General features: G+C 64.4%; 22 protein-coding genes. 9 read left to right on the top strand and 13 right to left on the bottom strand.

Translation table 11 applies throughout. From position 1 onward, the window contains the following. Nucleotides 1-36 precede the first annotated feature (36 nt). From U0S50_RS09045 to U0S50_RS09030, 4 genes are all read right to left on the bottom strand, one after another. Nucleotides 37-963: a FecR family protein gene (locus U0S50_RS09045; protein WP_322308449.1), complete on the bottom strand. Its 927-nt coding sequence runs from the start codon at nucleotides 961-963 to the stop codon at nucleotides 37-39. Then, on the bottom strand, nucleotides 960-1,538 hold the full coding sequence (locus tag U0S50_RS09040; RefSeq protein WP_322308448.1) for an RNA polymerase sigma factor: 579 nt from the start codon (nucleotides 1,536-1,538) through the stop codon (nucleotides 960-962). The genes U0S50_RS09045 and U0S50_RS09040 overlap by 4 nt, the downstream gene beginning before the upstream one ends. Nucleotides 1,539-1,860: 322 nt before the next feature. Next, nucleotides 1,861-2,529, bottom strand: a complete 669-nt coding sequence (locus tag U0S50_RS09035; RefSeq protein ID WP_322308447.1) for a DUF6602 domain-containing protein — start codon at nucleotides 2,527-2,529, stop codon at nucleotides 1,861-1,863. Nucleotides 2,530-2,558: 29 nt separating this feature from the next. Further along, the gene (locus tag U0S50_RS09030; RefSeq protein ID WP_322308446.1) at nucleotides 2,559-3,485 is read right to left on the bottom strand and encodes a lipid kinase; all 927 of its coding nucleotides are present in this window, start codon (nucleotides 3,483-3,485) and stop codon (nucleotides 2,559-2,561) included. Nucleotides 3,486-3,826: 341 nt separating this feature from the next. Here U0S50_RS09030 and U0S50_RS09025 point away from each other — a divergent pair, with 341 nt between their 5' ends. Together U0S50_RS09025 and U0S50_RS09020 are read left to right on the top strand one after the other, a co-directional pair. After that, complete coding sequence (locus U0S50_RS09025) at nucleotides 3,827-4,150, top strand: DUF736 domain-containing protein (RefSeq protein WP_322308445.1); 324 nt, start codon at nucleotides 3,827-3,829, stop codon at nucleotides 4,148-4,150. Between the two features lie 81 nt (nucleotides 4,151-4,231). Further along, nucleotides 4,232-5,164 (top strand): HEPN domain-containing protein, encoded by a 933-nt coding sequence (locus U0S50_RS09020; protein ID WP_322308715.1) that lies wholly within the window; start codon nucleotides 4,232-4,234, stop codon nucleotides 5,162-5,164. Between the two features lie 15 nt (nucleotides 5,165-5,179). On the opposite strand, the gene U0S50_RS09015 is transcribed toward U0S50_RS09020, so the two are convergent. The 8 genes from U0S50_RS09015 to U0S50_RS08980 all read right to left on the bottom strand — a co-directional run bounded on the left by U0S50_RS09015 (nucleotide 5,180) and on the right by U0S50_RS08980 (nucleotide 15,619). Further along, a complete protein-coding gene (locus U0S50_RS09015; protein WP_322308444.1) occupies nucleotides 5,180-8,053 on the bottom strand; it encodes an SEC-C metal-binding domain-containing protein in 2,874 nt (957 codons plus the stop codon). A 29-nt stretch (nucleotides 8,054-8,082) separates the two neighbouring features. Beyond that, on the bottom strand, nucleotides 8,083-8,868 hold the full coding sequence (locus U0S50_RS09010) for a hypothetical protein (RefSeq protein ID WP_322308443.1): 786 nt from the start codon (nucleotides 8,866-8,868) through the stop codon (nucleotides 8,083-8,085). Nucleotides 8,869-9,007: 139 nt separating this feature from the next. Further along, nucleotides 9,008-9,694, bottom strand: a complete 687-nt coding sequence (locus U0S50_RS09005; RefSeq protein WP_322308442.1) for an MgtC/SapB family protein — start codon at nucleotides 9,692-9,694, stop codon at nucleotides 9,008-9,010. A gap of 66 nt (nucleotides 9,695-9,760) precedes the next feature. Further along, nucleotides 9,761-12,433 carry a TrlF family AAA-like ATPase gene (locus U0S50_RS09000; RefSeq protein WP_322308441.1) on the bottom strand — a complete coding sequence of 891 codons (2,673 nt, stop codon included), beginning with the start codon at nucleotides 12,431-12,433 and terminating at the stop codon, nucleotides 9,761-9,763. Between the two features lie 564 nt (nucleotides 12,434-12,997). Then, nucleotides 12,998-13,684 (bottom strand): transporter, encoded by a 687-nt coding sequence (locus U0S50_RS08995; RefSeq protein ID WP_322308440.1) that lies wholly within the window; start codon nucleotides 13,682-13,684, stop codon nucleotides 12,998-13,000. A 96-nt stretch (nucleotides 13,685-13,780) separates the two neighbouring features. Next, on the bottom strand, nucleotides 13,781-14,464 hold the full coding sequence (locus U0S50_RS08990) for an RES family NAD+ phosphorylase (protein WP_322308714.1): 684 nt from the start codon (nucleotides 14,462-14,464) through the stop codon (nucleotides 13,781-13,783). A 4-nt stretch (nucleotides 14,465-14,468) separates the two neighbouring features. Then, nucleotides 14,469-14,849, bottom strand: a complete 381-nt coding sequence (locus U0S50_RS08985; RefSeq protein WP_322308439.1) for an MbcA/ParS/Xre antitoxin family protein — start codon at nucleotides 14,847-14,849, stop codon at nucleotides 14,469-14,471. Nucleotides 14,850-15,052: 203 nt separating this feature from the next. After that, nucleotides 15,053-15,619 carry an SOS response-associated peptidase family protein gene (locus tag U0S50_RS08980; RefSeq protein ID WP_322308438.1) on the bottom strand — a complete coding sequence of 189 codons (567 nt, stop codon included), beginning with the start codon at nucleotides 15,617-15,619 and terminating at the stop codon, nucleotides 15,053-15,055. On the opposite strand from U0S50_RS08980, the gene U0S50_RS08975 reads away from it, so the two are divergent. Genes U0S50_RS08975 through U0S50_RS08965 form a run of 3 tightly spaced genes read left to right on the top strand, consistent with a single transcriptional unit; the run spans nucleotide 15,618 to nucleotide 17,192 of the window. After that, nucleotides 15,618-16,235 carry an SOS response-associated peptidase gene (locus U0S50_RS08975; protein WP_322308437.1) on the top strand — a complete coding sequence of 206 codons (618 nt, stop codon included), beginning with the start codon at nucleotides 15,618-15,620 and terminating at the stop codon, nucleotides 16,233-16,235. The two genes, U0S50_RS08980 and U0S50_RS08975, sit on opposite strands and share 2 nt — an antisense overlap. After that, on the top strand, nucleotides 16,232-16,654 hold the full coding sequence (locus tag U0S50_RS08970) for a DUF1810 domain-containing protein (protein WP_322308436.1): 423 nt from the start codon (nucleotides 16,232-16,234) through the stop codon (nucleotides 16,652-16,654). The genes U0S50_RS08975 and U0S50_RS08970 overlap by 4 nt, the downstream gene beginning before the upstream one ends. Nucleotides 16,655-16,700: 46 nt before the next feature. Continuing rightward, nucleotides 16,701-17,192: a hypothetical protein gene (locus U0S50_RS08965; protein ID WP_322308435.1), complete on the top strand. Its 492-nt coding sequence runs from the start codon at nucleotides 16,701-16,703 to the stop codon at nucleotides 17,190-17,192. 20 nt (nucleotides 17,193-17,212) lie between these two features. Here U0S50_RS08965 and U0S50_RS08960 read toward each other — a convergent pair whose 3' ends face one another. Further along, nucleotides 17,213-17,770 carry a cytochrome b gene (locus U0S50_RS08960; RefSeq protein ID WP_322308434.1) on the bottom strand — a complete coding sequence of 186 codons (558 nt, stop codon included), beginning with the start codon at nucleotides 17,768-17,770 and terminating at the stop codon, nucleotides 17,213-17,215. 218 nt (nucleotides 17,771-17,988) lie between these two features. On the opposite strand from U0S50_RS08960, the gene U0S50_RS08955 reads away from it, so the two are divergent. The 4 genes from U0S50_RS08955 (at nucleotide 17,989) to U0S50_RS08940 (ending at nucleotide 24,194) form a co-directional block, all read left to right on the top strand. Beyond that, on the top strand, nucleotides 17,989-18,783 hold the full coding sequence (locus U0S50_RS08955) for a protein ImuA (protein WP_322308433.1): 795 nt from the start codon (nucleotides 17,989-17,991) through the stop codon (nucleotides 18,781-18,783). Beyond that, nucleotides 18,686-20,482 carry a DUF6504 family protein gene (locus U0S50_RS08950; protein WP_322308432.1) on the top strand — a complete coding sequence of 599 codons (1,797 nt, stop codon included), beginning with the start codon at nucleotides 18,686-18,688 and terminating at the stop codon, nucleotides 20,480-20,482. The genes U0S50_RS08955 and U0S50_RS08950 overlap by 98 nt, the downstream gene beginning before the upstream one ends. Before the next feature lie 4 nt (nucleotides 20,483-20,486). Continuing rightward, complete coding sequence (locus tag U0S50_RS08945) at nucleotides 20,487-23,690, top strand: error-prone DNA polymerase (RefSeq protein WP_322308431.1); 3,204 nt, start codon at nucleotides 20,487-20,489, stop codon at nucleotides 23,688-23,690. A 186-nt stretch (nucleotides 23,691-23,876) separates the two neighbouring features. After that, nucleotides 23,877-24,194: a DUF736 domain-containing protein gene (locus U0S50_RS08940; protein WP_322308430.1), complete on the top strand. Its 318-nt coding sequence runs from the start codon at nucleotides 23,877-23,879 to the stop codon at nucleotides 24,192-24,194. Nucleotides 24,195-24,198: the final 4 nt, after the last annotated feature.

Genomic DNA, 24,198 nt, shown 5'->3' with positions numbered 1-24,198 from the left:
TGACGCCTCGGTAGAACACCCTATGGCAAATTTGGATCAGGTCGCGGCTGCGGATTTCCGAATTATGGGTCCGTCTGGCGCGATCTCGACTTCGAGCTGCAAGGCGGCCGCGAGCTTGCGCGCAAGCGGAACCGCCTTCGTCATGTCGAAGCGGCCAGTGACCTTCAGCGACGCAAGCCCCGGATCGGCGAGCCGGATATTGACGCCGCTCTCGCGGTTTGCCCGCTCGATGATCGCGCCGAGCGGCAAGTCTTCCGCCCAAAGCGAGGCCGTCGGCGCGGCGGCGGGTTCGTCCGCCACGGGCTTCGGTCCCGTCGATCGCACTTCGGCGCGCTCGCCGGGACGCAGTCGGAGCGTCTCGCCGCCATCGCGGCGTCGGACTTCGACCGATCCTTCAACAAGGGCGATCCGCGGCACATCGTTCCGCAGGTCGATTTCGAAGATCGTGCCAAGCGCGCGGGTCAGGGAGTCGCCCGCTTCGACGAGGAACGGGCGCGCCGCATCATGGGCCACCTCGAACCGCGCCCGACCTCCGCGAAGGATCACACGTCGCTCGCCAGCGGAGAAACGCGTCTCGATCTCGGCGCCATCCATCAGGGTGACCCGGGTTCCGTCAGCCAGCTGGCTCTCGCCCTGCCGGTCGTTGACCGCGACGATGGGCTGGTCGCCGTTGTTTCGCAGCACCTGCCAGGCGAAAACGCCCGCGATCAGGGCAACGATGATCGTTGCGAACGCCCAGCGATAACCGCCGGGCTCGCGTGTCTTCTGTTCCTGGCGGGCACCGGCCTCGATCCGCGCGCGCGACATATCGGCCGCATAGCTCCAATTGTCCTTCGCCTCTGCATAGGCGCGGGCATTTTCGGGGTCGGCCAGCCACGCGTCGAATGCGGCCTGATGCTCTCCGGCATCGGGACCCATCATTATGTCGAGCCAGGCGGTGGCTTCGCTGTCCGCCCGGCTCACTGCTTGCCCCGCGCGCGCTTGATGGCGGCTAGCGCTTTGGTCATGTGGCTTTCGACCGTCTTCACGCTGATTCCCTTGATTCGAGCAATCTCGGGATAGCGGAGGCCATCGAACCTGTGCATCAGGAAAATCTCGCGCGTGAGCGGAGATAGCCTCGAAATGGCTCTTTCTGCCCGGCGTAGTACGTCGCGGGCTTCGAGCGCGTCCTGCGGGTCGACCGCGCCCTCATGTTCGTCGCCGAAGCTGTCGTGGCGATCCGTGTGACGGCGGCCGTCGGCACGGGCATATTCCGCGAGCAGCATCCGCGCACTTTTGACGAGATACGCACTCGGGCGCTCGATCAGGGTGGCGAGGCCGCCGCGGGCGCTCGCGAAGCGGCTGAAGACCTCTTGCACGAGATCGCCGACGTCCTGGTTCGCAGCGCGCCGGCGGAAGAAGCGGGTCAACTGGGGATGATGCTCGGCATAGATGGCCTCGATCCGGGCAGTGCGGCCGGTCAGCTCCCACTCCTCCGGCGGCAGCGGGTCGCCGCCGGCTAAGCCGGTTCTGCCGTTATCCTTGTCCTCAAAATCCATGCCACTGCCTTCCCGTTCAGGCGAAGGCGGCAAAGCCGGGCGTTGAGAACTTGCTTAGCGAACAAGCGCCGCCGCCTTTAGCCCGGAGGCTTGGACATGCGCAGCGGCCACCCGGCAGGGATGGAAAAGATCAATCAAGCTATGCAGGTTCTCACGCCTGGCACCGTGCGCCTCGAGCCCGATGCACCCCCGAGCATAGCCGCGCCGTACCGTCATGCAAGCCGCGGCCGTGAAGATAGGTCCAGATCGAGTCTATTTGCGGCGGACAACGCCCATTCGGTCGCAATGGAGAGTAGACGTCCGAAGATGCAGGTCTAGCGCGTCAGCTATACGCAAGCAGGTCGAGCGGCCTTTGTTCCTGCTTGCTCACAGCATCATAGAGAGCGGTGATGAAGGCGAGCATTGCGTGCTCCGCTCCCTTTGCGGTCAGCCAGCCGTCGCGGTACCCGATGAAAATGTTACTCTCGATGATGTAAACCCCCGCCGGAGGGAAAATTTCGCGTGGCCGGAATTTCTTTTCAACGGTTTTGATCGTTTTTGGACCTCTGTACGCCACCACAAAGAATGGGACCTGGTAATTGGACCAAACTGCAAACTCCCCCTTTTTCGGGCGTGCCTGGTTAACGAGCCCATTCACCTCAATCAGCTTCTTTTCCGCCTCAGCCCACTGCTTTGAAAGGTCCGATTTCACCTCTATTGCGGCTCCTACTGTATCGGCGAAATAGAGCCTGTTCTCGCCCACGACGGGAAAGCTCAGACTAACGGGAAGCTCGACCACCAAATCGATTTGGCCAGTGGTACTGGAGTATCTGTCGGTGATGACGCCCGAGCCCACCCTGAAATGAGCAGGAAGAACCTCATCCAGCAGGTTGTGGAGGAATATTTCGCGCTCTCTCCCGGAGACGGGTGACGGATAGTCTTGGCTGTCACGGTATGCGGCGAGAAGGCCCTCGCGAAGAGCCAGCATTTTCTTCCGAACCATCTCTTGCATCAATCTCTCCCAAGTCGCGCGTAGGCGAATTAGTGATGATACATCGGAAACTGGCGTGGCGTCAGCAAACAGTCGCACGGCGCGATCACTGAGATTGCGCGAGGCAGCACCTTGAAGTGAGCCGGCGTCGCGGTCACGATCTCGCCATCGGTGTTGATCGGCATGGGCCTGCGGGTATCGATATCGAACTCGACGCAGCGCGCGGTGCGCACTTCCTTCCATGCCCCATGCGTGCCCGAGCGGAAGGCGCGGAGCATGAGCGCGAGCTTCCATAGGTTGCGCATTTCGAGGCTGTAGAGGTCGAGCGTGCCATCGTCGATAGCGGCATTCTCTTCGACAATATTGCCGCCGCCGTAGAGCCGGCCATTCCCGATCGCGATTTGATATGTCCCGACTTCGATGCTGCGGCCCTTCTCGATGATCTTCGCCCGGAACCGGTCGGCGCCCGCGAGAATCCGCAAAGCGGCGACCGCATATCCCAGGCGGCCAAACCGCTTCTTGATCGCGGGATCGAGCTTCTGCGCCAGTTCGCTGCTGAGCCCGATGCTGGCGACGTTGAAGAAGGCATGGCCGTTGACGGTGCCGACGTCGATCGGTCTCTTGTGGCCATCGACGATAACATCCGCCGCCGCTCCGAAATCGAGCGGGATCGACAGCGTGCGCGCGAGATCGTTCGCCGTGCCCGCGGGAATGATCCCGAGTGGCAGGCCGCTTTCGATGATCGCCGGCGCCGCAGACGAGATCGATCCGTCCCCGCCACACACCACGACAAGATTGGCCTCACGGTGCAACCTCGTTACGTCACGCGCAATCTCGGGCAGGCTCTCGAACGGTTCGACAGTCACAGCGAGTCCGCCGGATTCCAGTCGATCGCGAACAGGCTGCAAAGCGGCCTCACCCTGCCGCGCTTTCGCGTTGTGGAGCAGAAGTGCGCGCGTACCGGTTGGCCACGACATCGGCGGGATCCTGTATGGAAGCGAGAGGACGGCAAGGCCGAAATTCGACCTTGCGCGGCGGCTATACAGGCCTCGCTCGACGCCGAGAAGAGGCGTTGAGCGGGCCGCCCTTCTCATAGGGCTTTTCCGCCTATGCCAGGCGCTGGGCTCATCTCCGTTCGCGTCGCGCGGGGCCCCGGTGAGCTGCGCCAACCTGGTCGGCGGCGGCAGCAGCGCAAGCCGGGCTCCGCCCGGCTCCGCCGCTTCGCTTCGGCCCTGCGGGTGCGCGGCTGCCTAGAACCGCCGTCCTGTCCGGCTGCACTCCCGGGATGATCCCGCGGAGCGCGAGCGGGAGAAATATCATGCCGAGCATCGGCATCGTCAGCGGCAGCATCGAGAAGGGCTTTGCGGGCCAGCTGATCACCCTTTCCATCAAGGCGCCGATCGAGGTCCGCCGCAACCAGGGCAAGACCAACGACATCCAGCCCGACTATCGTGTCTGGTCCGATGGCGTCGAGATCGGGGCCGGCTGGATCCGCGTCGGCGAGGTGTCCGGACGTCCCTATGTGTCGCTCTCCTTCGCGACGCCTGAATTCGGTCCGCGGCGCATGTACGCCAATCTTGGCCGAGCGGCCGGACAGGACCGCGACGACGTCTTCGCCATTCTTTGGAGTCCGGTCGACTGACCGGGCCTCCTTTACGGTCCCGTCGCATCCCGGTTCAATCTCGGGGTGCAAGGGTGCCGCCACCTTGTTAGGGTGACCGCAATGCAGACCAGTCTCGAGCACCTTCCCCCGCACAAGCAGCGCGAAATCGAGCGCGTCGTCCAGATCATCTTCGAGGAATTCGAGGATGCGCTGGCGCTCGCGACGCAGGGCTGGAAAAAGAAGGGGCGCATCGCCAAGATCATCCTCTACGGCAGCTATGCGCGGGGCGGATGGGTCGATGAGCCGCACACCGCGAAGGGCTATCAGTCGGATTACGACCTTCTGATCATCGTCAACGACAAGCGCCTTACCGATCGCGCCGACTATTGGTCGAAGCTCGATGATCGGCTCATTCGCGAGCTGTCTGTGACCAAACATCTGCGCACGCCGGTGAACTTCATTGTTCACAGCCTCGACGAGGCGAACGCGGGTCTCACGCAGGGACGCTACTTCTTCATCGACATCGCGCGGGACGGCATTGCGCTCTACGAGGCCGACGGGAAGGAGCTCGCCGAGCCCAAGCCGATGACGCCGCATGCAGCGTTGGAAATGGCACGGGAATACTATGAGGAATGGTTTCCCAGCGGTGGGCAGTTCATGCATCACTATCGGAGTTCGATTTCGGAGGGATGGTGGAACAATGCCGCGTTTCAGCTCCACCAAGCAACCGAGCGATACTACAACTGTGCCCTGCTAACCGTCAGGTCCTACGCGCCGCACGTCCACAACTTAGCGTTCCTACGTACCCAAGCCGAAGGAATGGATTCGCGGCTGATCGATGCTTGGCCCCGAGAAGCCAAAGCCGATCGATCGCGTTTCGAAAAGCTCAAGGAGGCCTACATCAAGGCGCGCTATTCCAAGCATTATCGGATTAGCGAGGATGAGCTGGCCTGGCTCGGCGAACGGGTCGACGAGCTGGCTCGGATCGTCCGTCTCATCTGCGAAGAGCGCATCCGCCAGCTTGAGGGCGCCGTGAGTTCGCCGGCGACATAGCGGGTCACGTCCTGATCACCGCCCGTGGCAAAGTTTGAACTTCCTTCCCGAGCCGCATGGGCAGTGTTCGTTGCGGCCGACCTTCTTCCGCGGTTCGACGCTTCGGTGTGCGCCACGGCGTTGATCAAAGAGTGCCTGTAGCGCTGCTGGAATATCGACGCGGCGTTGAGGTGGTCCACCCTGAAGCCGCACCCGCCGGATAATTGCCTTCTGTTCCTGAAAGGCCCGTCGATGGTTCGGCTCCATTGCATCCTCGAACGGCAGTAGGCGTGCTACTTCGTTTTCTGCCGCTTGGTGGTCGCCGCAGTAGGCGAGCACGACAGCATAGAGAGCGCGCGCCTCAAGCACCCGACCCGCTAGGCCAGCGCCTTGAAGAACCGGGAAGATATTCCGTTCAAGGGTTTCCCTCGCGGCGATGAAATCATTCACCCAAACTAGCTCGTCGACGAGATCAAGGCCGACGCGGACAAAGGACTGATAGGATTGAGACAGCTCGTAGAACTTCATCGCATGGATGCGGGCGAGGTTCGACCGGGGGCTACGTCTCCCGATCGCCTGCGCGAGAAGATCGTGACTGTCGGCGATATGCTTCAAGGTGTCGGTTATGTCTTCGCCCTGCGGGAGAAGCCGTCGCAGCTCAGGGGCATTGCGGCCTATCACGTCATCAGGTGTCAGCCCTAGCTCCGCATAATATTCGGCGATGAGGGCGCTGGCTTCGCTGACCGCGGCATCACGATCGCCTAGCTTGAACAATGCCAAGGCTCGATTGTACCGAAAGATGCGTAAATGCTCTGGCTTGTCCGGCAGGCGTTTCTCAACCTCGTCCAGCATTGAGACGACGCCGTCCCTGTCACCCTGTTCAGACATGAGCAACATGCGCTTCATGCCCCATGCAAGCCACTCATCTTCACCGAGACCATGTGCCCCCAGAAGAGCTTCCATCTCGTCGATCCGCGATTTAGCAGCGTCGAACTGGCCTTCACGAAGGTCATTGAAGACCAAACCGTCGAGCGCCCACAGACGCGTCTCTGGGTCTCCATGCGGGTCAGATGCAATCGCCAACAGAAAGGGTTCAATCTCAGGCCAGACACCGAGTTCATGAAACAATTCATCGGTCGCGAACTGGACGAGGATACGTCCGTCTCCCAACAAGCCGAAGAGGCGGATAAGCAGTCCGAACTTCGCCAGACTCCAATCCGTCCTGATCGATGCGATGATCACGCGCTGGAGCGCGGTGAATGCACTCGTCTCGAACTCAGCGCCCCGAGCAGTCAGGCTGGCCTTACCTAGCATTCGGACCGCGTCGTGGATTTTGAGCCCCGCGTTGCCGAAAATTTCGAGTGCGCCCGTTGACGGCAAGGATCGCAGCTTGGCAGCGGCCGCTCCGGCATCGATGCCGCAAGCACTACGAAGCAGGTCGATCGCATCGTTTCGCGACAGTGCAACATCGGCGAGGCTGAGGATTGCGATGGTCTCTCGGTCCTCGGCCGGCAGGCCTTCAAACGCCCGCCTCAGGATGATCTCCTGAGCAGTTTCAACAATATGCGTCTGGCTCTCAATGTCGTCGCAGAACGCGCGAATGGAGCCTCCATACTCACGGGCGGCGATCGTCGCTGCATTGAGTACGTAGAATGGCAGGCCGCCGGTAATCCTCGACAATCGCTCGCAGTCGCTGAAGTCCAAGCGGCAACCGGCGTCATGAACGGCCGCCGCGATGGTGTCCTCATCCCAGCCGCCAAGCGTTTCTGCTCGGATATTCAGCCCGGCCTCGAGCGCCGATATGTCCGGACCGGGTTGGCCCAGCAGCACGAAGCGCAGATTGGGTGCGCGTTTGACGATTGCGATGAGGTCGCTTGCGGGCACCCGGTGACAATTGTCGATTACGACATCGGCGTGCAGTCCCCCCTCGCCAAGCTTGATGCTCAGCGCTCCGACCATTTCGAGCCCGCTGGACCCGGGCAGTAGAATTTCCCCGAGCGCGTCGCCCGATCGGCCGAACATTCGTGCGGCGACCTCACGCGCCAGCGCCGAAGCCAGTGCCGGTCCGGGCGTGTCACCGACATCGAGATAGGTCACCGGTAATGGTGCATGAAGGGCGGACTCGGCGACCCAGGCGGTCTTTCCGGAACCAGACAGACCCGAGATGATGCGGGCCGGCTGCTCGCCGAGCAGCGCGGGCTCGTCCACCTGCGCGCGGTATACCGGGGGCGGAGCCGGAAGTTCCTGCATCTGCACCACGAGCTGATCGAACAGATCGGGTAACTCATCGCGGGAAAAGCTGTGATCGTCGCGTGGCGGGCTTCCCGCGGCGGCGAACATCACGAGGCTGGCCAGCTTCCACGTCAGGGTCTCCGGACGAAGGAGTGCGAAGGGAAGCTTGTCGGCAAGTTCCGAACCAAGACCGATCATCCCTGCGATGTCATCCGCTGGCCGCGGAAGGCATTGGTCCTTTGGCTCGGGTCCGGCCGGCCAGTGCAATTCGACGTCGGCGGGCCAGTCCTGGGCCTCGATTGCCTTGAGGAGTGACGCCGATGGTGTGGCATTGGTGGCGATTACAAATCTCGCCGTACCCGGCCGTTTTCCATTTTCATGCTCCGCCCTGAGGTCGGCGAAACGCTCGAGGGTGCCCGCTATGTCGCTCGGCTGGAGGAGGTCGTTCCGCGTCTTGATCTGTGCGTAGATGCGAGCGTCGGGAAGCTGGACTTCGATATCCTCGTCGCGCTCGACGACGATGCGCTGAACTGCTGCCGTTCCGGCGAGGAGAAGGCAGGCGACCGCATATAGATGCTGATAGAGAAATCCCCGATGGACCGCCTCGATCCGAACGAGCTGGCGTTCGTCGACGACCGAGAATGGCTCTGGTGGTGTTTCGTTGCTGCCGGAGTTCATCGCGTCCGGGCCATTCTCTCCGCTTGTCGTCATCGGGTCTTGAATGCCGCGACCACCTTGTTGGTCCCGTTCATGAGCAGGCCGCACTGGATGTCGGCGACCAGTATCGTTGAGTTTACCGTGAGGTCGGTCGGGTTGCTGATCGTGGTCTTGCCGGTCGGGAATGTGGCTCGCACGACATAGGGGAGCTTCGGCACGGCGACGAAAGCAATCTTCGCCTGCGGTTTGAAGGCCTGTGCCTCGGCAACGCTCATCGGCACTTCGCCAACGATGGCATCCTTGTTCTGGAAAAACAGTTCCTCGCCATAGCGGGCGGGTTCGCTCTCGAAGATCGCCTTTTCGATCCGCGTCACCTTGCTGACGTTGGTTTTCGCGCCGAAGCCATTTTGTGCGGAATAGGTGCCGGTGACCGTGTCGCTGCTCGAAATGACAACATCGAGATTGCTCATCGTGCTGGCCTTGGGATCGGTGACCTTTGCGTAGTAAAAGGCGTCCCACGCGTTGAAATTGGTGTTGTCGAACAGGTACGCTTTGACTTCGAACGCACCCTTGTCGGCATTGTAAGCAAGATACCCTGCGCCCTCGATCTTCTTCGAAATGATCAGGGGACCGGCGCCGCCAGCGGCTGCGAGGCGCGCCCGGTAGGCATCGCTGGTCTCGAACTCGTCCTTCGGCGCAACCGGGCGGATGCTCGCTATCGCCTGATCGAATGTCTGCGGCTGAACAGTCGTACCAGTGTAAGCATCGCAGCTCGATTGGGCATGCGCGACGCCCGGCGCCGCCATCAGCAACGCGCCAAAAATGAACTTCTTCACTCCGCCTCTCCCCCGAGAATGGTCTTTGGCCATCCTAGCGGCGTTCGAGGGTTTTGGCTTGGATCAATTGCACCAACTTGGGGGCGCAAATCCCTTAGGGCAGAAATGTGCCCGGTCGCGGGATAGCGGGGCCGGGGATTCAACCGGGCTGGGGCTTGATGTCGAAACCCAGAACCGCTTCATCGTTGGTCCAGACTTCGTCGAGTGCGTCGGCGCGGTCTTCCTCATAGCCATCCACGATCGCGCTATATTCCCGGGCGTCGCCCTCCACCCGGCGCTCGATCGTGATCGCGCGCATCTTCCGGTCGGCGAGCGACAGGCTGAAAGTCTCGCGCGTGACCGGCGCATTGCGGCGGTAGCGGGCCTTGATATGCGCGATACGCCGTTGGGGAGCATGGCGCTCGGTAATCGTGACGGCGGCGAGCACGAACAGCGTGGCCACCGCACCGAGGATCGCAAGCTCGAAGAAGCCGACGCCGAAGAGCATGCCGAGCGTCGACGTCATCCAGAGCGAGGCCGCCGTCGTAAGGCCGCGGACGTTGAAGCCTTCGCGGAAGATCACCCCGCCGCACAGAAAGCCGATGCCGGTCAGAATGCCGTGCGCCATGCGCACGGGATCGATGCGGATGACGGCAACCGGCGTCTCGCTGAGCCACGCCATCTGGTGAACCGCCGCAAGCATCAGCAGGCAGCAGGACAGGCTCACGAGGATATGGGTGCGCAATCCCGCCGGGCTCGCACGATATTCGCGCTCGGCACCGATGACCGCTCCGGTCACGACCGCAGCGACGATCGGCCAAAGCAATTGCGGGTTCAGCGGTTCCATATCTTCTCCTTCGGCTCCTTTGCGAACGTCGAGGAAGAGAATTGGATGCGCGGCAGCGTCCGCGCCCTATGTGACGCCGTAGATGGCAGCGCGTCGCTTGAAGGCCTCTGCCGATCCTTCGAGAATGTCGCAGGCAAACTGCCGTGTCGCGGGATGATCAATCGAACCGCTGGAGACGATCCGTCCATTGTCGTCCTGCGCCTTGAGCACGATGATCTGCTCGGCGTCGCCAAGAACGGCGATGTTCGCATTATGGGTCACGATGATGACCTGCCGCCGCTCCTTCGCGCGCCGTAAGACCGGGACCAGCGTCTGGTAGATGAACTCGCTGTCGAGATGGTCTTCGGGCTGATCGATAATGAGCGGCCGATTGGATTCTGCAGACAGCATCAGGGCAAGCAGCACCGACTGCTTTTGACCGAGGCTGAGCCGGCTGAAATCGCGAATCATGGGTTGGGCTCTGCCTGCCATCGCCTTTGCGACGATCAGCTGTGGCTTGTCGCTGACTTCAACTGCCTGGAGCTTGTGCATAACCTCGGGCGGGGTCAGGTTGTCGATCACCGCCTGCGCATCGGCGTCGGAAAAGACCGTCGAGCCGTCCTTTTCCTTCACACCTTTGATCGTGGCCTTGTCCTTTTTGAGCACGGCCTGCACCAAGCCGGGCAGCGACAACGTCTCGATCAACAGCTCCGCGCGAGGGACCCGTGACGTGCGCCAGCTCATTGCCTCCGAGATGACGGAGCATCCCGATGGCGAATGGGCGCTGTGCAAGAATTTCAGCGACACGCTAAGATCGGTCAGAACCGCTTTCAGGGTCGTGCTTGCTTTCACGCCGTAGGCGCTACGCTTCGTTGCAATGCGTTGCCGTATGTCCCAACGCTTTTTGACGAGTTCGGCCCGCTCCTTGCGCGCGCGTTCGAGGGCCGGTTCCCAGGTCTTCAGCTTCCGGAGGCGTTCCGTCAGCTTCGCTTCGTCAGTGGACAGGCTATTGATGAAAACGATGTCCAACCGAACGCCACTTTGTTCAAGGGCTTCGCGCTTCTGGTCGATTTCGGCTCGCGCTGTCGCTTCCTTCACGCGCCACGCGGCGAGTTCCTTATCCATGACGGCACCGAGCGCCTTCGCCGCGTCCTGCAAATCGGTTTCCGCGGCAACGACCTTCGATTTGAACGCTGCCGCTTGGGTCGCGATCGCCTGATACTCATCGCCGCCGATAGTCAGGTCGGCCGGGTCCACCGACGTTTCGATACTTTCGATGCACTCGCGTAACGCCTCGTTCGAGGTCAGCCCAAGCAGCTCGTCGAGATCGCGTCGCAGTGAAGAGCGGACTTCTTTCTCTTTCTCGAGCTTCCGGATGAGCGCGATGACTTCCTTGCCCTTCTGCGCTTCGAGCGCCGCCAGCTGGGATTTTTTATATTTGAGGTCACGATCCACGCCCGGGATCAGGGCGACATTTTCCGCCGCCTTCTTCAGATCGGCCTCGGATTCGAGCAGGGCCTGCCGCACCTCGCGCTCCTCCTTCAGGTCGGCCGCGACGCCGATGAAGCGATCGAGAAAGCTCAGCAGTCCTGCGGGGTCGGCCGTCGCATTCTGGCTGATCGTTGCCGCTTCGCTCTGGGCATAGCATTCGACCGCGAAACTCGGGAGCATCGCATCCGGATCGTCGGGGTCTTCGACGACGGAGTCCCGGCGCCGCTGCATCTTGATTGTCTGACCCGATTGGTCCGTCACCACGAGATCGATGAGATCGGGCCAGACTTCGGAGTCCACAACATCGGCGGCGCCCGCGTGACCTGTGAGGCAGCGTATGGCTTCGAAGGTCGTGGACTTGCCCGTACCACGACCGCCGATGATGCAATTGAGGTTGGGGCTGAAATGGACCCCTTGGTCGCTCAGGAATCCGCCGTGCATAGCGAGGGCTCGCACCATCGGAATGCGAGCAGGGACATCTTCTTCGATGCGAACCCTTGCGTCGCTGTCTTGGAGCGCGAGTTTCAGCGCCTCAAAGGAAACGTCCTGCATCTTGTAGCGCGTGACCTTGCGATCCCCGGCGGCATTTCGGCCCAGCGCGTTGAGGCTATGAGAATCGGAGTTGAGCAGTCGGGCGAGATACTGGTTCTTGCCAAGGCCCAGCGCTTCGATCCGCTGCCGGCCGAGAAGCTTCCTGTCACCGTCAGGGTCGAGATCGGAGTAAGATATCGGGCTGTCGCCGCGCTTGAGTTCGATCCCAAGCAATGCCGGATGGCAGATGATGTCTTTCTTGTGGGGCGGGCTTCCCGGGAGTTCCGTTTCCAGGCCCTTACCGCCGTCGACATGCGCGAGGACCGCGAAACCGCCTCCCTCTTTGACGAGGTTGAGAATATCGATGAAGCCGGTCGAGCAGCGCGAGTTCGCCATGCCGCGATCCGCCAACGAGAGTTTGGCATGAAACCTGTTCAATGCATCGAGCGTGGCGAAATAGCAGAGAAGATGGCCATGCGCCGTCGAGAGCTCCACTGCGGGGACGACGAGCAGACCAGTGCCTTGTGCGGCTTCAAGTGCCGGTCCGATCCCCGTAATTTCATTATGATCAGCGATCGCAATGAGGTCCAGGCCCTCTGAGCATGCCAAACTCACAATCGCCTCGGGTGTCGCGCTCGCGTCGGAGACGTCGTGCGAACCCACCACGCTGTGGATATGGAGGTCGCCGCGAAAGAAGCGAGCGCCATTGTCCAAGCCGATTGCCTCAGTGATGTCCATTGATATGCCCCACTCTCTCCCGGGATCGCGCGTTTTACGCTCGACGGTCTCGATCCTCTGAGCGCCGTTCTAGCGGATTGGCTTCTCCGCACCAGCCACCAGCTAATCCGATATGGAATCCGTTTGCGCCCGCGCCGTCGGTTCGCCGAAATGGCTGCAACCATGTGCGCATCGGCCAGTTGCTATTTTGTCAGCCTTCGAACGGAGCATTTATGGCCAGCAGCCCTCCAGACCCCCATCCGGACTCTCCCCCCACCGGGCCCGAGCAGGTGCCTGAGCAAATCCCGCTTCCTGATGATGACGGTCGCGAAAGCGTAGAGGACGTTCCTGCGACCGAATAAGTTCGGCAGTGTCGACAAGGAAGGAGCGCGGCGACCTGTTGAGCGCACTCTGACCTCGCAGGCTCGGTCAGGGGTCGCGCGGATGTAGGGCCGCGCAGCGCGCTTGGCTCGCTTTCCTTGCGGGGCGGCCGCTAGGCACTGGCGCGCATCGCAGGCCGCCCCGCTGCGGGCTCGCCAAGAGCGCGTCTGTTCGAGCCCTTCGGGCTGGCCGCTCCGTCGGCGGTCAGGGCATCAACTCTTCGAGGATCAGCAGGCCGAGGAAGCCGACGAAGAACATTGCGCTGATGAGCGGACTGTCCGGGCGTTCATGCGCCTCAACCAGCAGCTCCTCGGTCACGAGGTAGAGAAGTGCCATCAGGCCGAAGCTCAGAAAGCCGACGATCACAGGCGTCGGGAGCAGCGCCACTGGCATGGCGACCGCGGCGCCGACCGGGAGCAGCAGGCCGAGCAAGAGCACGGTCATGACGACGCGTAGTTTCGAGGTGATGGTTTCGCTCAGTTCACCGGTCAGCGCGAGGCCGATGAACAGGACTTCCAGCGTCAGCGCGATGGTGAGCAGGATGCCGGCCTTCTCGCCCGCGACAAAAGCAAGGCCAAGCACCAGCCCATCGACGAATATGTCGATGCCGACGGCGCCGAGCATCGCGACGGGTCCCTTCGCCCGGCCTTCCAATTCCTTGAGGAGCAGCATGACCCCGACACCGGCCGCGCCCCCGATCAATGTCGCCAGCGGCGAGGCGTCATGCTTGATCTGGGGAAGAATCTCGCTTGCCGCAGCGGCGAACACGACGCCGGCCGCCAGATGCTGCATGGCGCTGACGAAGGCGGGGCTCGGGCGGCGCACCACCGCCAGCCACGCCCCGATGACGACGGCGGCCAGCGGGATCAAGGTGTAGAGTATTGCCGACATTCAGGCTGCCTCCTTCGCGAGTCTCCGCTGCGCGTGCCCCGGCGAGAATAGGCGCCGGCTGCCGATGGCGATAGCCGGGCCGGCAGCTGTCGGCGGTCAGCCCTCGAAGCTCTTCTTTTCATAGACCGTGCCGATCGTCTCGCCGTCCCAGACATAGCAGAGATGACGTTCCTGCCGGCAGTTCGCGAGGACACGAGGCCGGAAGGCGGCGGCGCATTCGCCGCCTTGGTGGCGGACGCTGTGGTAGAGGATGCCATCGGACCCCGCCTCGCGCAGCTCGGCCGCGAGGCCCTGCGAATTCACATAGCTGTCGGAGGCGTAGAGATGCGCGTGCGTGTCGATGTGACCGCGGATATCGTGGAGGCCAGCGGTGAGGTCGACGGCATAGACGCGCATGTCGATCTCCTGCGCGGGCTCGTCGGTCGCGGCGAGGAATTTGACGCGGTGATGCTTGGTTTCGGCGATCGCCGTCTCGATCGTGAGCCCGGCGTAGAAGACGCCGAAGCTGCCGTCCGAAAAGCGGCTGCCCTGCGGGTTGAGATGGGTGAAGGCGGCCATGATCGGCGTCGTCCCGGGGCCAGCGATCCGGTCTTCGGGCGGCACCAGCGACAGATCGCCCGCCTCGTCGCGCAGCCGGTCGTTGGTCATTGCCTCGATCAGGAACACGGCCTCGAGATCGGCGGGGTCGGTCACCTTGTCGAACAGGCCGACCGGCGGGAAGCGGCTAGGGATGATGCGATAGCAGGGCGCCCAGGTCGTGGCGGTAACGGGAATGTCCAAGGGATCAGCCGCGCTGGCCGTCGATATATTGGCGCACGACATAGAGATCGGCGACATTGCCCGATGCCATGCGATCGATCGCGGGCCGACCACCGAAGAGGCTCGCCTTGTTGGGTTTACGCACCCACTGGTCAGCGGACTGCGGCACGAGGATCTGGAGACCCTTGTAGATGCCCATCACATAGGAAATTCGCTCAAGCGCATCCTTGCTGAGCGCGGCGACATCGCCGCGCTTCCAGTTATGGAAGGTGGAGCGGCTGTCGAGGCCGAGAAGATTCATCTGCTCGGCTTCGCTGAGATCCCATGCCTCGGCGATATTGAAGAAGGTGCGGAGCGCGGGCCCCGTCAGTTCCTTGCGGTCGATAGCTTTCGCAGCAGTAGCCATATAGCCTCCAATATCGGCTATATGTTTCTTATAGGAACATTTGTCAAGAAATGTTCAATTTATGCACAAGGGGTAGCGTATAGATAAGGCGAGATCGAAACGATCATCATGAGGCTCTCGCAAAGCTCTACGAAGACGATGGAGAGGCCTTCCGGGTTGAACGCACGCGCAGGCTGCGGGGGACCGCGCGCGGACATCTTGCGTCATAGCGGAAGCGCGGCTTGCGCTTGCAGTTGCTCGACGAAGAAGCTGTGCCGCGGGGGCTCCTCAAACAGCACCTCATTGGGGAGCGTGCCGTCGAGCCAGTGCATCACGTCGCGGCGATGGACGATGACACCGTGGCGCGACTGATAGGGAATGACGTCGGCGCCCGCCGGAATTGTCAGGATGCGATAGGAGAGCGGCCAGTCAGCGAGCGGCGGGTCCCAAATCGCCGCGAGATAGAAGAAATTGCCGCTGTCGAGTGTCACCCGGTAGCGATGATCGCCGGTGCCCATCCGGAACTCGGACGCAGGGATCAGGCAGCGGCGCTTCGGAAAGGCGCGGCCTTCCGAGCGAACAAAGCGATAGTTGATGCCGTCGGCGAAACGCGGGTCGCTGCCCCACACCGCCTCGACCATTTCGATCTCGCTTTCATTGTCGGGATTGCGTCTTATGAGCGCGCGGCGGGCATCCGGGGACTCGGGGTCGAAAGGGGTTGGCGCGGTGCCCATGGTTGGAACATAATGGGAACGAAGATGAGTCGCAAGGGTCAGGGAAAGCGCGCGCATGTGCAATGACTATCGGCTGGAAGTCGACATCGCCTCGATCGCCGAGGATTTCGACGACCTCCAGATCAAGATCAAGATGCCCGAGGGCACGCCGAACGTCCCGGCGCGCGAGGATGTCCGCATCACCGATATGGGGCCGATCGTGAAGGGCGCCGACGGCGCCGTCATGGGCGAGCTCGTCAACCGGCGCTGGAGCTGGCCGGGACAGGGCGGCAAGCCGGTCTATAATGTGCGCTCCGAAGGGCGCGACCTCGGAACGCAGCGCTGCCTTGTGATTTGCGACGGCTTCTACGAGTTCACCGACCCCGCCGACAAGGCGCAGAAGCGCCTCGATAAATGGCTCTTCACCCTGAAGGATCATCGCTGGTTCTGCATGGCCGGGATCTGGCGCGACGCCCATGTCGGCGAAGCGTTCAGCCTGCTGACCATGGACGCGGGGCCCGATATCGCACCCTATCATCATCGCCAGATCATCCCCTTGCCGCGCGAGCGCTGGGCCGACTGGCTCGATCCGCGCGTCCCGGCAAGCGAGGTGCTCGGCTGGCTTCCGCAAGGCTCGCTCGAGGTGACCCAGGTCTATGGCAAGCCTCCCGCGCAGGGCGCGCTCGCCCTGTGAGCGGCGAGCAAGGGCTCGGGCGCTTCGTCGCGGCGCAGGAGCAGGTTTATCCGCGCGCGCTCGCCGAGATCCGCCGCGGTGCCAAGCGCACCCACTGGATGTGGTTCATTTTTCCCCAGCTCGCGGGGCTCGGGCGCAGTGCGATGGCACAGCGCTATGCGCTGGCCGGGGCCGAGGAGGCGCGGGCCTATCTCGCGCACCCTTTGCTCGGCGCGCGCTATCTCGAATGCGTCGGCGCGCTCCAGGACCTCGACGACAGCGATCCGGTGGCGGTCTTCGGGGCGGTCGACGCGGTGAAGCTGCGCTCCTCGCTGACGCTCTTCGAGGCCGCCGGGGCGAATTCGCTGGTGTCGGCCGCGCTCGATCGCTGGTTTGGCGGTGATCGCGACGAGCGCACGACCGCGATATTGGAGAATTGATCAATCGAAAGCCGGCGCGATAGCGCGCGGCTGGACGGGAGGGGCTATGGGACTCGAAGTGGCATGGATCGGCTTTGGCGGCGTTGTGATCGGCGGCCTGATATCGAGTCTGACGACCTGGCTCTTGCAGCTCGGTGAGCGGCGCAAATACCGGCGCGAGCGATCCTGGGACCTTCGCCGCGAGGCCTATACGACGATCATCGGCAGCCTCGACCGGGCACGGGCGCTGCTCGCCTATATCGAGACCGGCTTTGCCGAAAATCCCGAGGGGTTCGACGACAGCGAGCATGAGCGGCGCGCGAGCAAGCAGATGATCGAACAGATGCAAGCCTCGCGCTTCGCCTATCATGCCCAGCGCCTTGTCCTGTCGCGGCCCTTCGTCGACCGCTATGACGCCTATCTCGCGGCCATGGACGATGTGGAGGCAGCGGACCTGCAACCGCCCGAAAAGGCCCAGCAGGCCTCTGCGACGATCGCCGGGGCCGTGGCCGCGCTTGAAGCGCTGGCAGCCGACGAACTCGGGTTCGATTTCGACTGAGGCCGTTGGCGTGCCGCGCCTTAGCGGCGGGGATTGCGCAGCAGCGGCAACATCCGGTGCAGCACCTCGTCCTTGTCGAGGAAATGATGCTTGAGGGCGCCGAGCACATGGAGGGCCAGCACCACATAGATGGCCTTTACCATCAGCTTGTGGATGTCGCCGAGTTCCTCGCCGAGATCGTGGCTCTGCGGAAGCGGCAGGTTCGGTGCCGGGATCGCGCCATAGAGCGGCACTTCGGGCGCGCCGCCCGCTGACGCGGCGGCCCAGCCGAGCAAGGGCGCCCCGATCATCAGGACATAGAAGATGATGTGGGTGCCGCGCGCCAGGATACGCTCCCACGCCGGCATGCCGCCCGGGAAGGCGGGCCAGAGATGGCCGACGCGCCAGCCGAGCCGGACGAGGCTGAGGAACAGGATCGTGATGCCGACCGACTTGTGGAGCTGGTAATAGCCGAGCTTCTCGGCGTCCGATGCATCCTCCATCCAGCCGCCGAAGGTCGCGTTCGCGATGATGAGCAGCGCGATCGTCCAGTGCAGGGCGATCGAGACGGTCGAATAGCGGCTATGATGTTCGCGCATGGAAGCTTCCTGGGAGGGGCAAGATATCCTCTGTCTCCAATGCCCGAGCCCCAAGGGCGTTCCGGTCCTCCGCCGCTGGCAGGTGATTCGGCCCTCGCCATCGCCCGTTAGCGCCGAGGGAGCGGCCGAAAGAGGCGGCTTTCCGGCGCTTTGGCGACGACGCTTGACGATCCGGCCGGCAAGATGGAACATAAAGGGAACATCTGAGTCGATGCCCTATGACAGTCCACCTGCCTTCTCCCGCCTCCCGGCCCTCGGCCGGAGAGATTGCCGCGCTTCGCGAAGCGGTCGCGCGCGTCGCCGCCGCGCGCGGACCGGTCCTGCCTTTCGGGATCGGCCCGCTCGACCATGCGCTCGCCGGCGGCGGTCTCGACGGCGCTGCGCTCCATGAAATCGCGGGCGCGAGCCCGAGCTGGAGCGACGATGCCGCCGCCACCCTGTTTGCTGCAGGGATCGCGGCGCGCTTCGCCTGCCAGCCGGGACTCAACATCCTCTGGACGCTGACGCGCTTCGATCTCTACGCCCCGGGCCTCGAACAGGCCGGTCTCACCCCCGACCGCATCTTCTATGCGCAAGGCAGAGACGACAAGGATGTGCTTGCGCTCGCCGAGGACGGCGTGCGCGACGGCGCGCTCGCCTGCGTTGTCGCCGAGGTGAAAACCGCCGACCAGACGGCGACGCGGCGCCTGCAACTCGCGGCCTCCGAGGGCCGGACGCCGCTGCTGCTCTATCGCCGCTATCGGCGGCAGGATCGCTCCCCGCTCGCCGAACCCTCGCTCGCCATGACACGCTGGCAGATTGGCTGCGCACCTTCGACCCCGCTCGCGGCGCCCGGAATCGGCCGCGCCCGCTGGGCGATCGAACTTGTCCGCCAGCGCGGCGGACCGCCCTTTTCCCTCGAACTGGAGGCCTGCGATGACCAGGGTCGCCTCGCTCTTCCTGCCGCAACTCGCAATCGAGCGGCTGCGGCGGGCCGAGCGGACCTATCCGTCGCGATCGGGCACGCCGCCTGAGCGCTCCCGGTCCGGCGCGCCGTCTCCGCTTCCCGTTCCGTTCGATGATAATCCCGGTTCATGCTCGGTCCCGCGTGGCGGCGGCTGGCGACCCGGCGCGCGCTGGGCGCAAGGCGCGGCCGTCGACGCACTGCCCGCGCACCAGCGTCCGACCATGCGCGAAATGGGCCGCCGCTCGGAGGCCGCGCCCGCGCCCTTCCGCCCGGCACCGCGCGAAGAGGTTCGCGCTGCGCCGTCGCCGGTGCTCCCGCCCTTTTGGGGCGTCAAGCCGCGCATCCTCATCGCGCGCGACGGCCAGCGCGATGTCGTCACCGCGGCCTGTCCGCTCGCGCTGGCGGAAGGGCTGGCCCCCGGAATGGCGGCGGCGCACGCCCGCGCACTCGTCCCCGGTCTCGACGTCGGCGACGCCGATCCCGCTGCGGACCTCGCGCTGCTTGAGCGGCTGGCTCTTCATGCCGTCCGCCACTGGACGCCAACGGCGGCGGTCTCGGGAGGGGACGGACTCTGGCTCGACCTTAGCGGAACGACGCATCTCTTCGGCGGCGAAGCGCGCTTCTGCCGCCGCCTGCTCGCCTTTCTGGCGCGTCTTGGCTTCACCGCGCATATCGGACTCGCCGGCACGCCGGGCGCGGCGTATGCGCTGGCGCGCTATGCGGCGGCGCCGGTCACGATCATCGACCCCGGGATGGAGGCGCAGGCGCTCGCCGACCTGCCGCTCGGCGCGCTGCGCCTCGCGCCGCAAGCGCTCATGGCTGCCGCACGATTCGGGATCGAGCGGATCGCCGATCTCTATCCGATGCCGCGCGGCCCGCTCGCGCGCCGGCTCGGCATCGCTGCGGTCGAGCGGCTCGACCAGGCTCGCGGCCTTGCGCCCGAGCCCATCGTCGGGCTCACGCCCTTCGAGGTGCCCGAGGTCGAGCGGCGGTTGCTCGAACCGATCGCGACCGCCGACGCGATCGCGCTGGTGATCTCGGATCTCGTCGATGACCTGATGCAGCTGCTCGAGGTCCGCGGTCTCGGACTTCGCGCCGCCGCGCTCACATGCGTCCGCGTCGATGCCGCCGAGCAGATCGTGCCGCTCGGCACGGCCCGAGCGACGCGCGATGCCAAGCATATCAAGCGCATGTTCGGCTTGCGTCTGGAGAAGATCGAGCCTGGCCTCGGGATCGAGGCGATGTGTCTCGCCGCGCCGGGCGTCGAGGCGCTGGGCGCGCTCGCCTTTGCCACCGACCTGATCGCAAGCGAACGGGCGCCCGACATCGCGCCGCTGGTCGACCAGCTCGCCGGCCGCGCGGGCGATGCATCGCTGTTCCGCCTGACCGCGATCGAGAGCGACGTGCCCGAACGCGCCGTGCGCGCGCTCGCGCCGCTCGCCGCGCCCGCCGGATGGCCGGGCTGGGCGCGGCCCGCGCGCCTTCTCAAGCGGCCCGAAAAGCTCTCCGGGGTCGTCGCGCTGCTGCCCGATCATCCGCCGCGCCGCTTCCGCTGGCGGGGCAAGGATTACCGCGTGATCGCAGGGGACGGCCCCGAGCGCATCCATGGCGAATGGTGGCGCAGCGCGCGGGAAATATGGGCGGTGCGCGACTATTTCAAAGTCGAGGCTGATACGGGCGAACGCTTCTGGCTGTTCCGCCGCGGCGACGCTGTCGTGGCGGAAACCGGCGACCTCAGCTGGTACATGCACGGCGTGTTCGGATGACGCCATGACGCCGACGTCCTATGTCGAACTCCAGGTTACGAGCCATTTTTCCTTCCTTCGCGGCGCCTCGGCACCCGAGGAATTGTTCGCTGCCGCTGCCTTGCAAGGCCATAGCGCGCTGGGCCTCGCCGACCGCGGTAGTGTCGCCGGCATGGTCCGGGGCCTCAGCGGGCAGGAGGCGACCGGAGTCCGGATGATCGCCGGGTCGCGCCTCGACCTGCGCGACGGCCGCTCGCTCCTCCTCTACCCCAGGGATCGTGCCGCCTGGTCGCGGCTCACGCGCCTGCTCAGCCTCGGCAAGGCGCGGGGCGGCAAGGGCAATTGCTGGCTCGACTGGCCCGACGTCGCTGCGCACGCCGAGGGCCAGATCGCCATCCTCCTCCCCGACCTGCCTGACGAAACCGCGCGTCTCCACCTCGCCGCGCTTCGCGAGGTCTTCGGTCCCGACGCGCATATGGCGCTGTCGCTCCGCCGCCGTCCCGGCGATGCGCAGCGCCTCCGCGCGCTCGACGAACTCGCGCGCGCGGCGCGCGTCCGCAGCGTCGCGACCGGAGATATTCTCTATCATGCCCCCGATCGTCGGCCGCTTCAGGACGTCGTCACCGCGATCCGCGAAAAGACGACGATCGATGCGCTCGGTTTCCGCCGCGAGCGCTTCATGGACCGGTGCCTCAAATCTCCCGCCGAAATGGAGCGCCGCTTCACCCTCTTTCCGGACGCCATCGCGGCGACCGCCGATATCGCTGCCGCCTGCCGCTTCGACCTCGCCGAGATCCGCTACCAATATCCCTATGAGCAGGTGATGGAGGGGCGGACCGCGCAGGAAGCCCTGGCCGCGCTGACCGAAGAGGGCGCGGCGCGCATGTTCCCGGACGGCGCGCCGCCGGCCTATCGGAAGCAGATCGATCATGAGCTGCGCCTGATCGGCGAGCTTGGCTATGCGCCCTACTTCCTGACCGTCCATTCGATCGTCGCCGAGAGCCGGCGCCGCGGCATACTGTGTCAGGGACGCGGTTCGGCCGCGAACAGCTGCGTCTGCTTTTTGCTCGGCGTCACTTCGATCGACCCGATCAAGCATGAATTGCTTTTCGAGCGCTTCGTCTCGGGCGAGCGCAAGGAGCCGCCCGATATCGACGTCGACTTCGAGCATGAGCGGCGCGAGGAAATCATCCAGTGGATCTACGAGACCTATGGCCGCCATCGCTCGGCGCTCACCGCCGTCGTCACCCGCTACCGGACCCGCGGGGCGGTCGCCGAGGTCGGCAAGGCGCTCGGCCTGCCGCGCGACCTCACCAAGATGCTCACCGGCCTCGTCTGGGGCTGGTCGGTCGACGGGATCAGCGACGAGGAAATCGAAAAGCTCGGGCTCAACGCCGAGGACCATCGCCTCCGCCTGACCCTCGACCTCGCGCGCGAGCTCATCGGCACGCCGCGGCATCTCTCGCAGCATCCCGGTGGCTTCGTCCTTACCGAGGAGCGGCTCGACGATCTTGTCCCGATCGAGCCCGCGCGGATGGACGACCGGCAGATCATCGAATGGGACAAGGACGATATCGACGTTCTGAAGTTCATGAAGGTCGATGTCCTCGGTCTCGGCATGCTCGGCTGCATGAACCGCGCCTTCAACCTGCTCCGCGAGCATAAGGGTGTCGATGTCGGCATGGCCGACCTTCAGGACGACGATCCGGCCGTCTATGGCATGATCCAGAAGGCCGATACCTTGGGCGTCTTCCAGATCGAGAGCCGCGCGCAGATGTCGATGCTGCCGCGGATCAAGCCCAAATGCTTCTACGACCTCGTGATCGAGGTCGCGATCGTGCGGCCCGGCCCGATCCAGGGCGACATGGTCCATCCCTATCTCCGTCGCCGCGAGGGCAAGGAGAAGCCCGAATATCCCAAGCCCGAGCTGCGCGCCGTGCTCGAAAAGACGCTCGGCGTTCCGCTGTTCCAGGAACAGGCGATGAAGGTCGCGATCGTCGGCGCGGGCTTCACGCCCGCCGAGGCCGACCAGCTCCGCCGCGCCATGGCGACCTTCAAGCTCACCGGCGGCGTCAGTCATTTCTACGACAAGCTGGTGAACGGCATGGTCGAGCGCGGCTATCCCAGGGATTTCGCCGAGCGCACCTTCAAGCAGATCGAGGGCTTCGGCTCCTACGGCTTCCCCGAGAGCCACGCCGCATCCTTCGCGAAGATCGCCTATGCCTCCTGCTGGATGAAGCATCATCATCCCGACGTCTTCTGCGCCGCGCTGCTGAATGCGCAGCCGATGGGCTTCTACGCGCCCGCGCAGATCGTCCGCGATGCGCGGAACCATGGCGTCGAGGTCCGGCCCGTGTCGATCAACCACAGCCATTGGGATTGCACGCTGGAGCCGGACGCCGGCCGCACGCTTGCGGTGCGTCTCGGCTTCCGGCAGGTGCGCTCGCTTGCCAATATCCACGCCGCCGCGATTGTCGCCGCGCGCGGCGGCTGTCCCTATGATTGCGTCGAGGATGTCTGGCGCCGCGCCGGGGTGCCGCGCGCCGCGATCGAGCGGCTGGCCGAGGCCGACGCCTTCCATGCTCTCGGCGAGGATCGCCGGCAGGGCCTCTGGAAAGTGCGGGGGCTCGGCGAAGCACCGCTGCCGCTATTCGCCGCAGCCGACGCGCGCGAGGCGCGCTTCTCGCCCGAGGGGCTCGAACCCGCCACGGCGCTGCGGCCGATGACCGAGGGCCGCAAGGTCGTCGAGGATTACCGCACCTTGCAGCTTTCGCTGCGCGCGCATCCGCTGAGCTTTTTGCGCGAGGCGCTCGATGCGATGGGGGTTATACGCTGCGCCGATCTCGCGTCGATCCGCGACGGGCGCAACATCGAGGTCGCCGGCGTCATTCTCGTCCGCCAGCGCCCCGGATCGGCGAAGGGGGTGCTGTTCGTCACGATCGAGGACGAGACCGGCATCGCCAACGGCATCCTCTGGCCCGATCGCTTCGAAATCTACCGTCGGCCCGTCATGTCGGCCTCGATGATCGCGATGCGCGGCCGCGTGCAGAAGGAGGGCGAGATCATCCACATTATCTGCGACCGGATCACCGATCATGATGCGATGCTGCGGCGGGTCGGGCGCCATGATCTCGCAATTGCGCCGGGACGCGGGGACGGGGCGCGGAGCGGCGGGGGGCCGGACTCGCGGGAGCCTGCGCTGCGCATCCGGAGCCACGACTTTCACTGAAGGTAGCCAAACGCTCCGGTTGCCGGACCTCTCCCTCCTTGGCTGCCTGACTGCGGGCCTCACTCGCCTCATGCCGTCAACCCCCTGCGGGGGTTCGCCCTCGCGTACCGCTCGGTGACGGCGGCTCGCGGGCCCTCCGATTGGCGCCATCGGGGACGGTCCCCGAGCAACCCAAGGAGACTGAACATGGCCACCATCGCAAATCTCACCGTCAAGGCCGACGGCAGCTACGAAGGCACGCTGACCACCCTCACCGTCACCGCGCCGATCGCGATCGTCCCGAACGCCCGCAAGACCAAGGACAACGAGCCCGATTTTCGCGTGATCGCGCGCAAAAACGGCTTCGAGGTCGGTGCCGGCTGGACGCGCACCTCGCAGAGCGGCAGCGACTATGTCTCGGTCACGCTCTCGGCCCCCGAATTCGGCCCGATCTACGCGAATATCGCGAACGCGCCGGGCGACGATCCGATGAAGAAGGTTCTCATCTGGAACCCGCCGAGCTGAACTG

Source organism: Sphingopyxis sp. (genome assembly GCF_034380315.1).
In the GTDB taxonomy this organism is placed as follows: Bacteria; Pseudomonadota; Alphaproteobacteria; order Sphingomonadales; family Sphingomonadaceae; genus Sphingopyxis.
The sequence above is the reverse complement of the archived record's forward strand: the minus strand, read 5'-3'. Positions and strand labels throughout refer to the sequence as shown.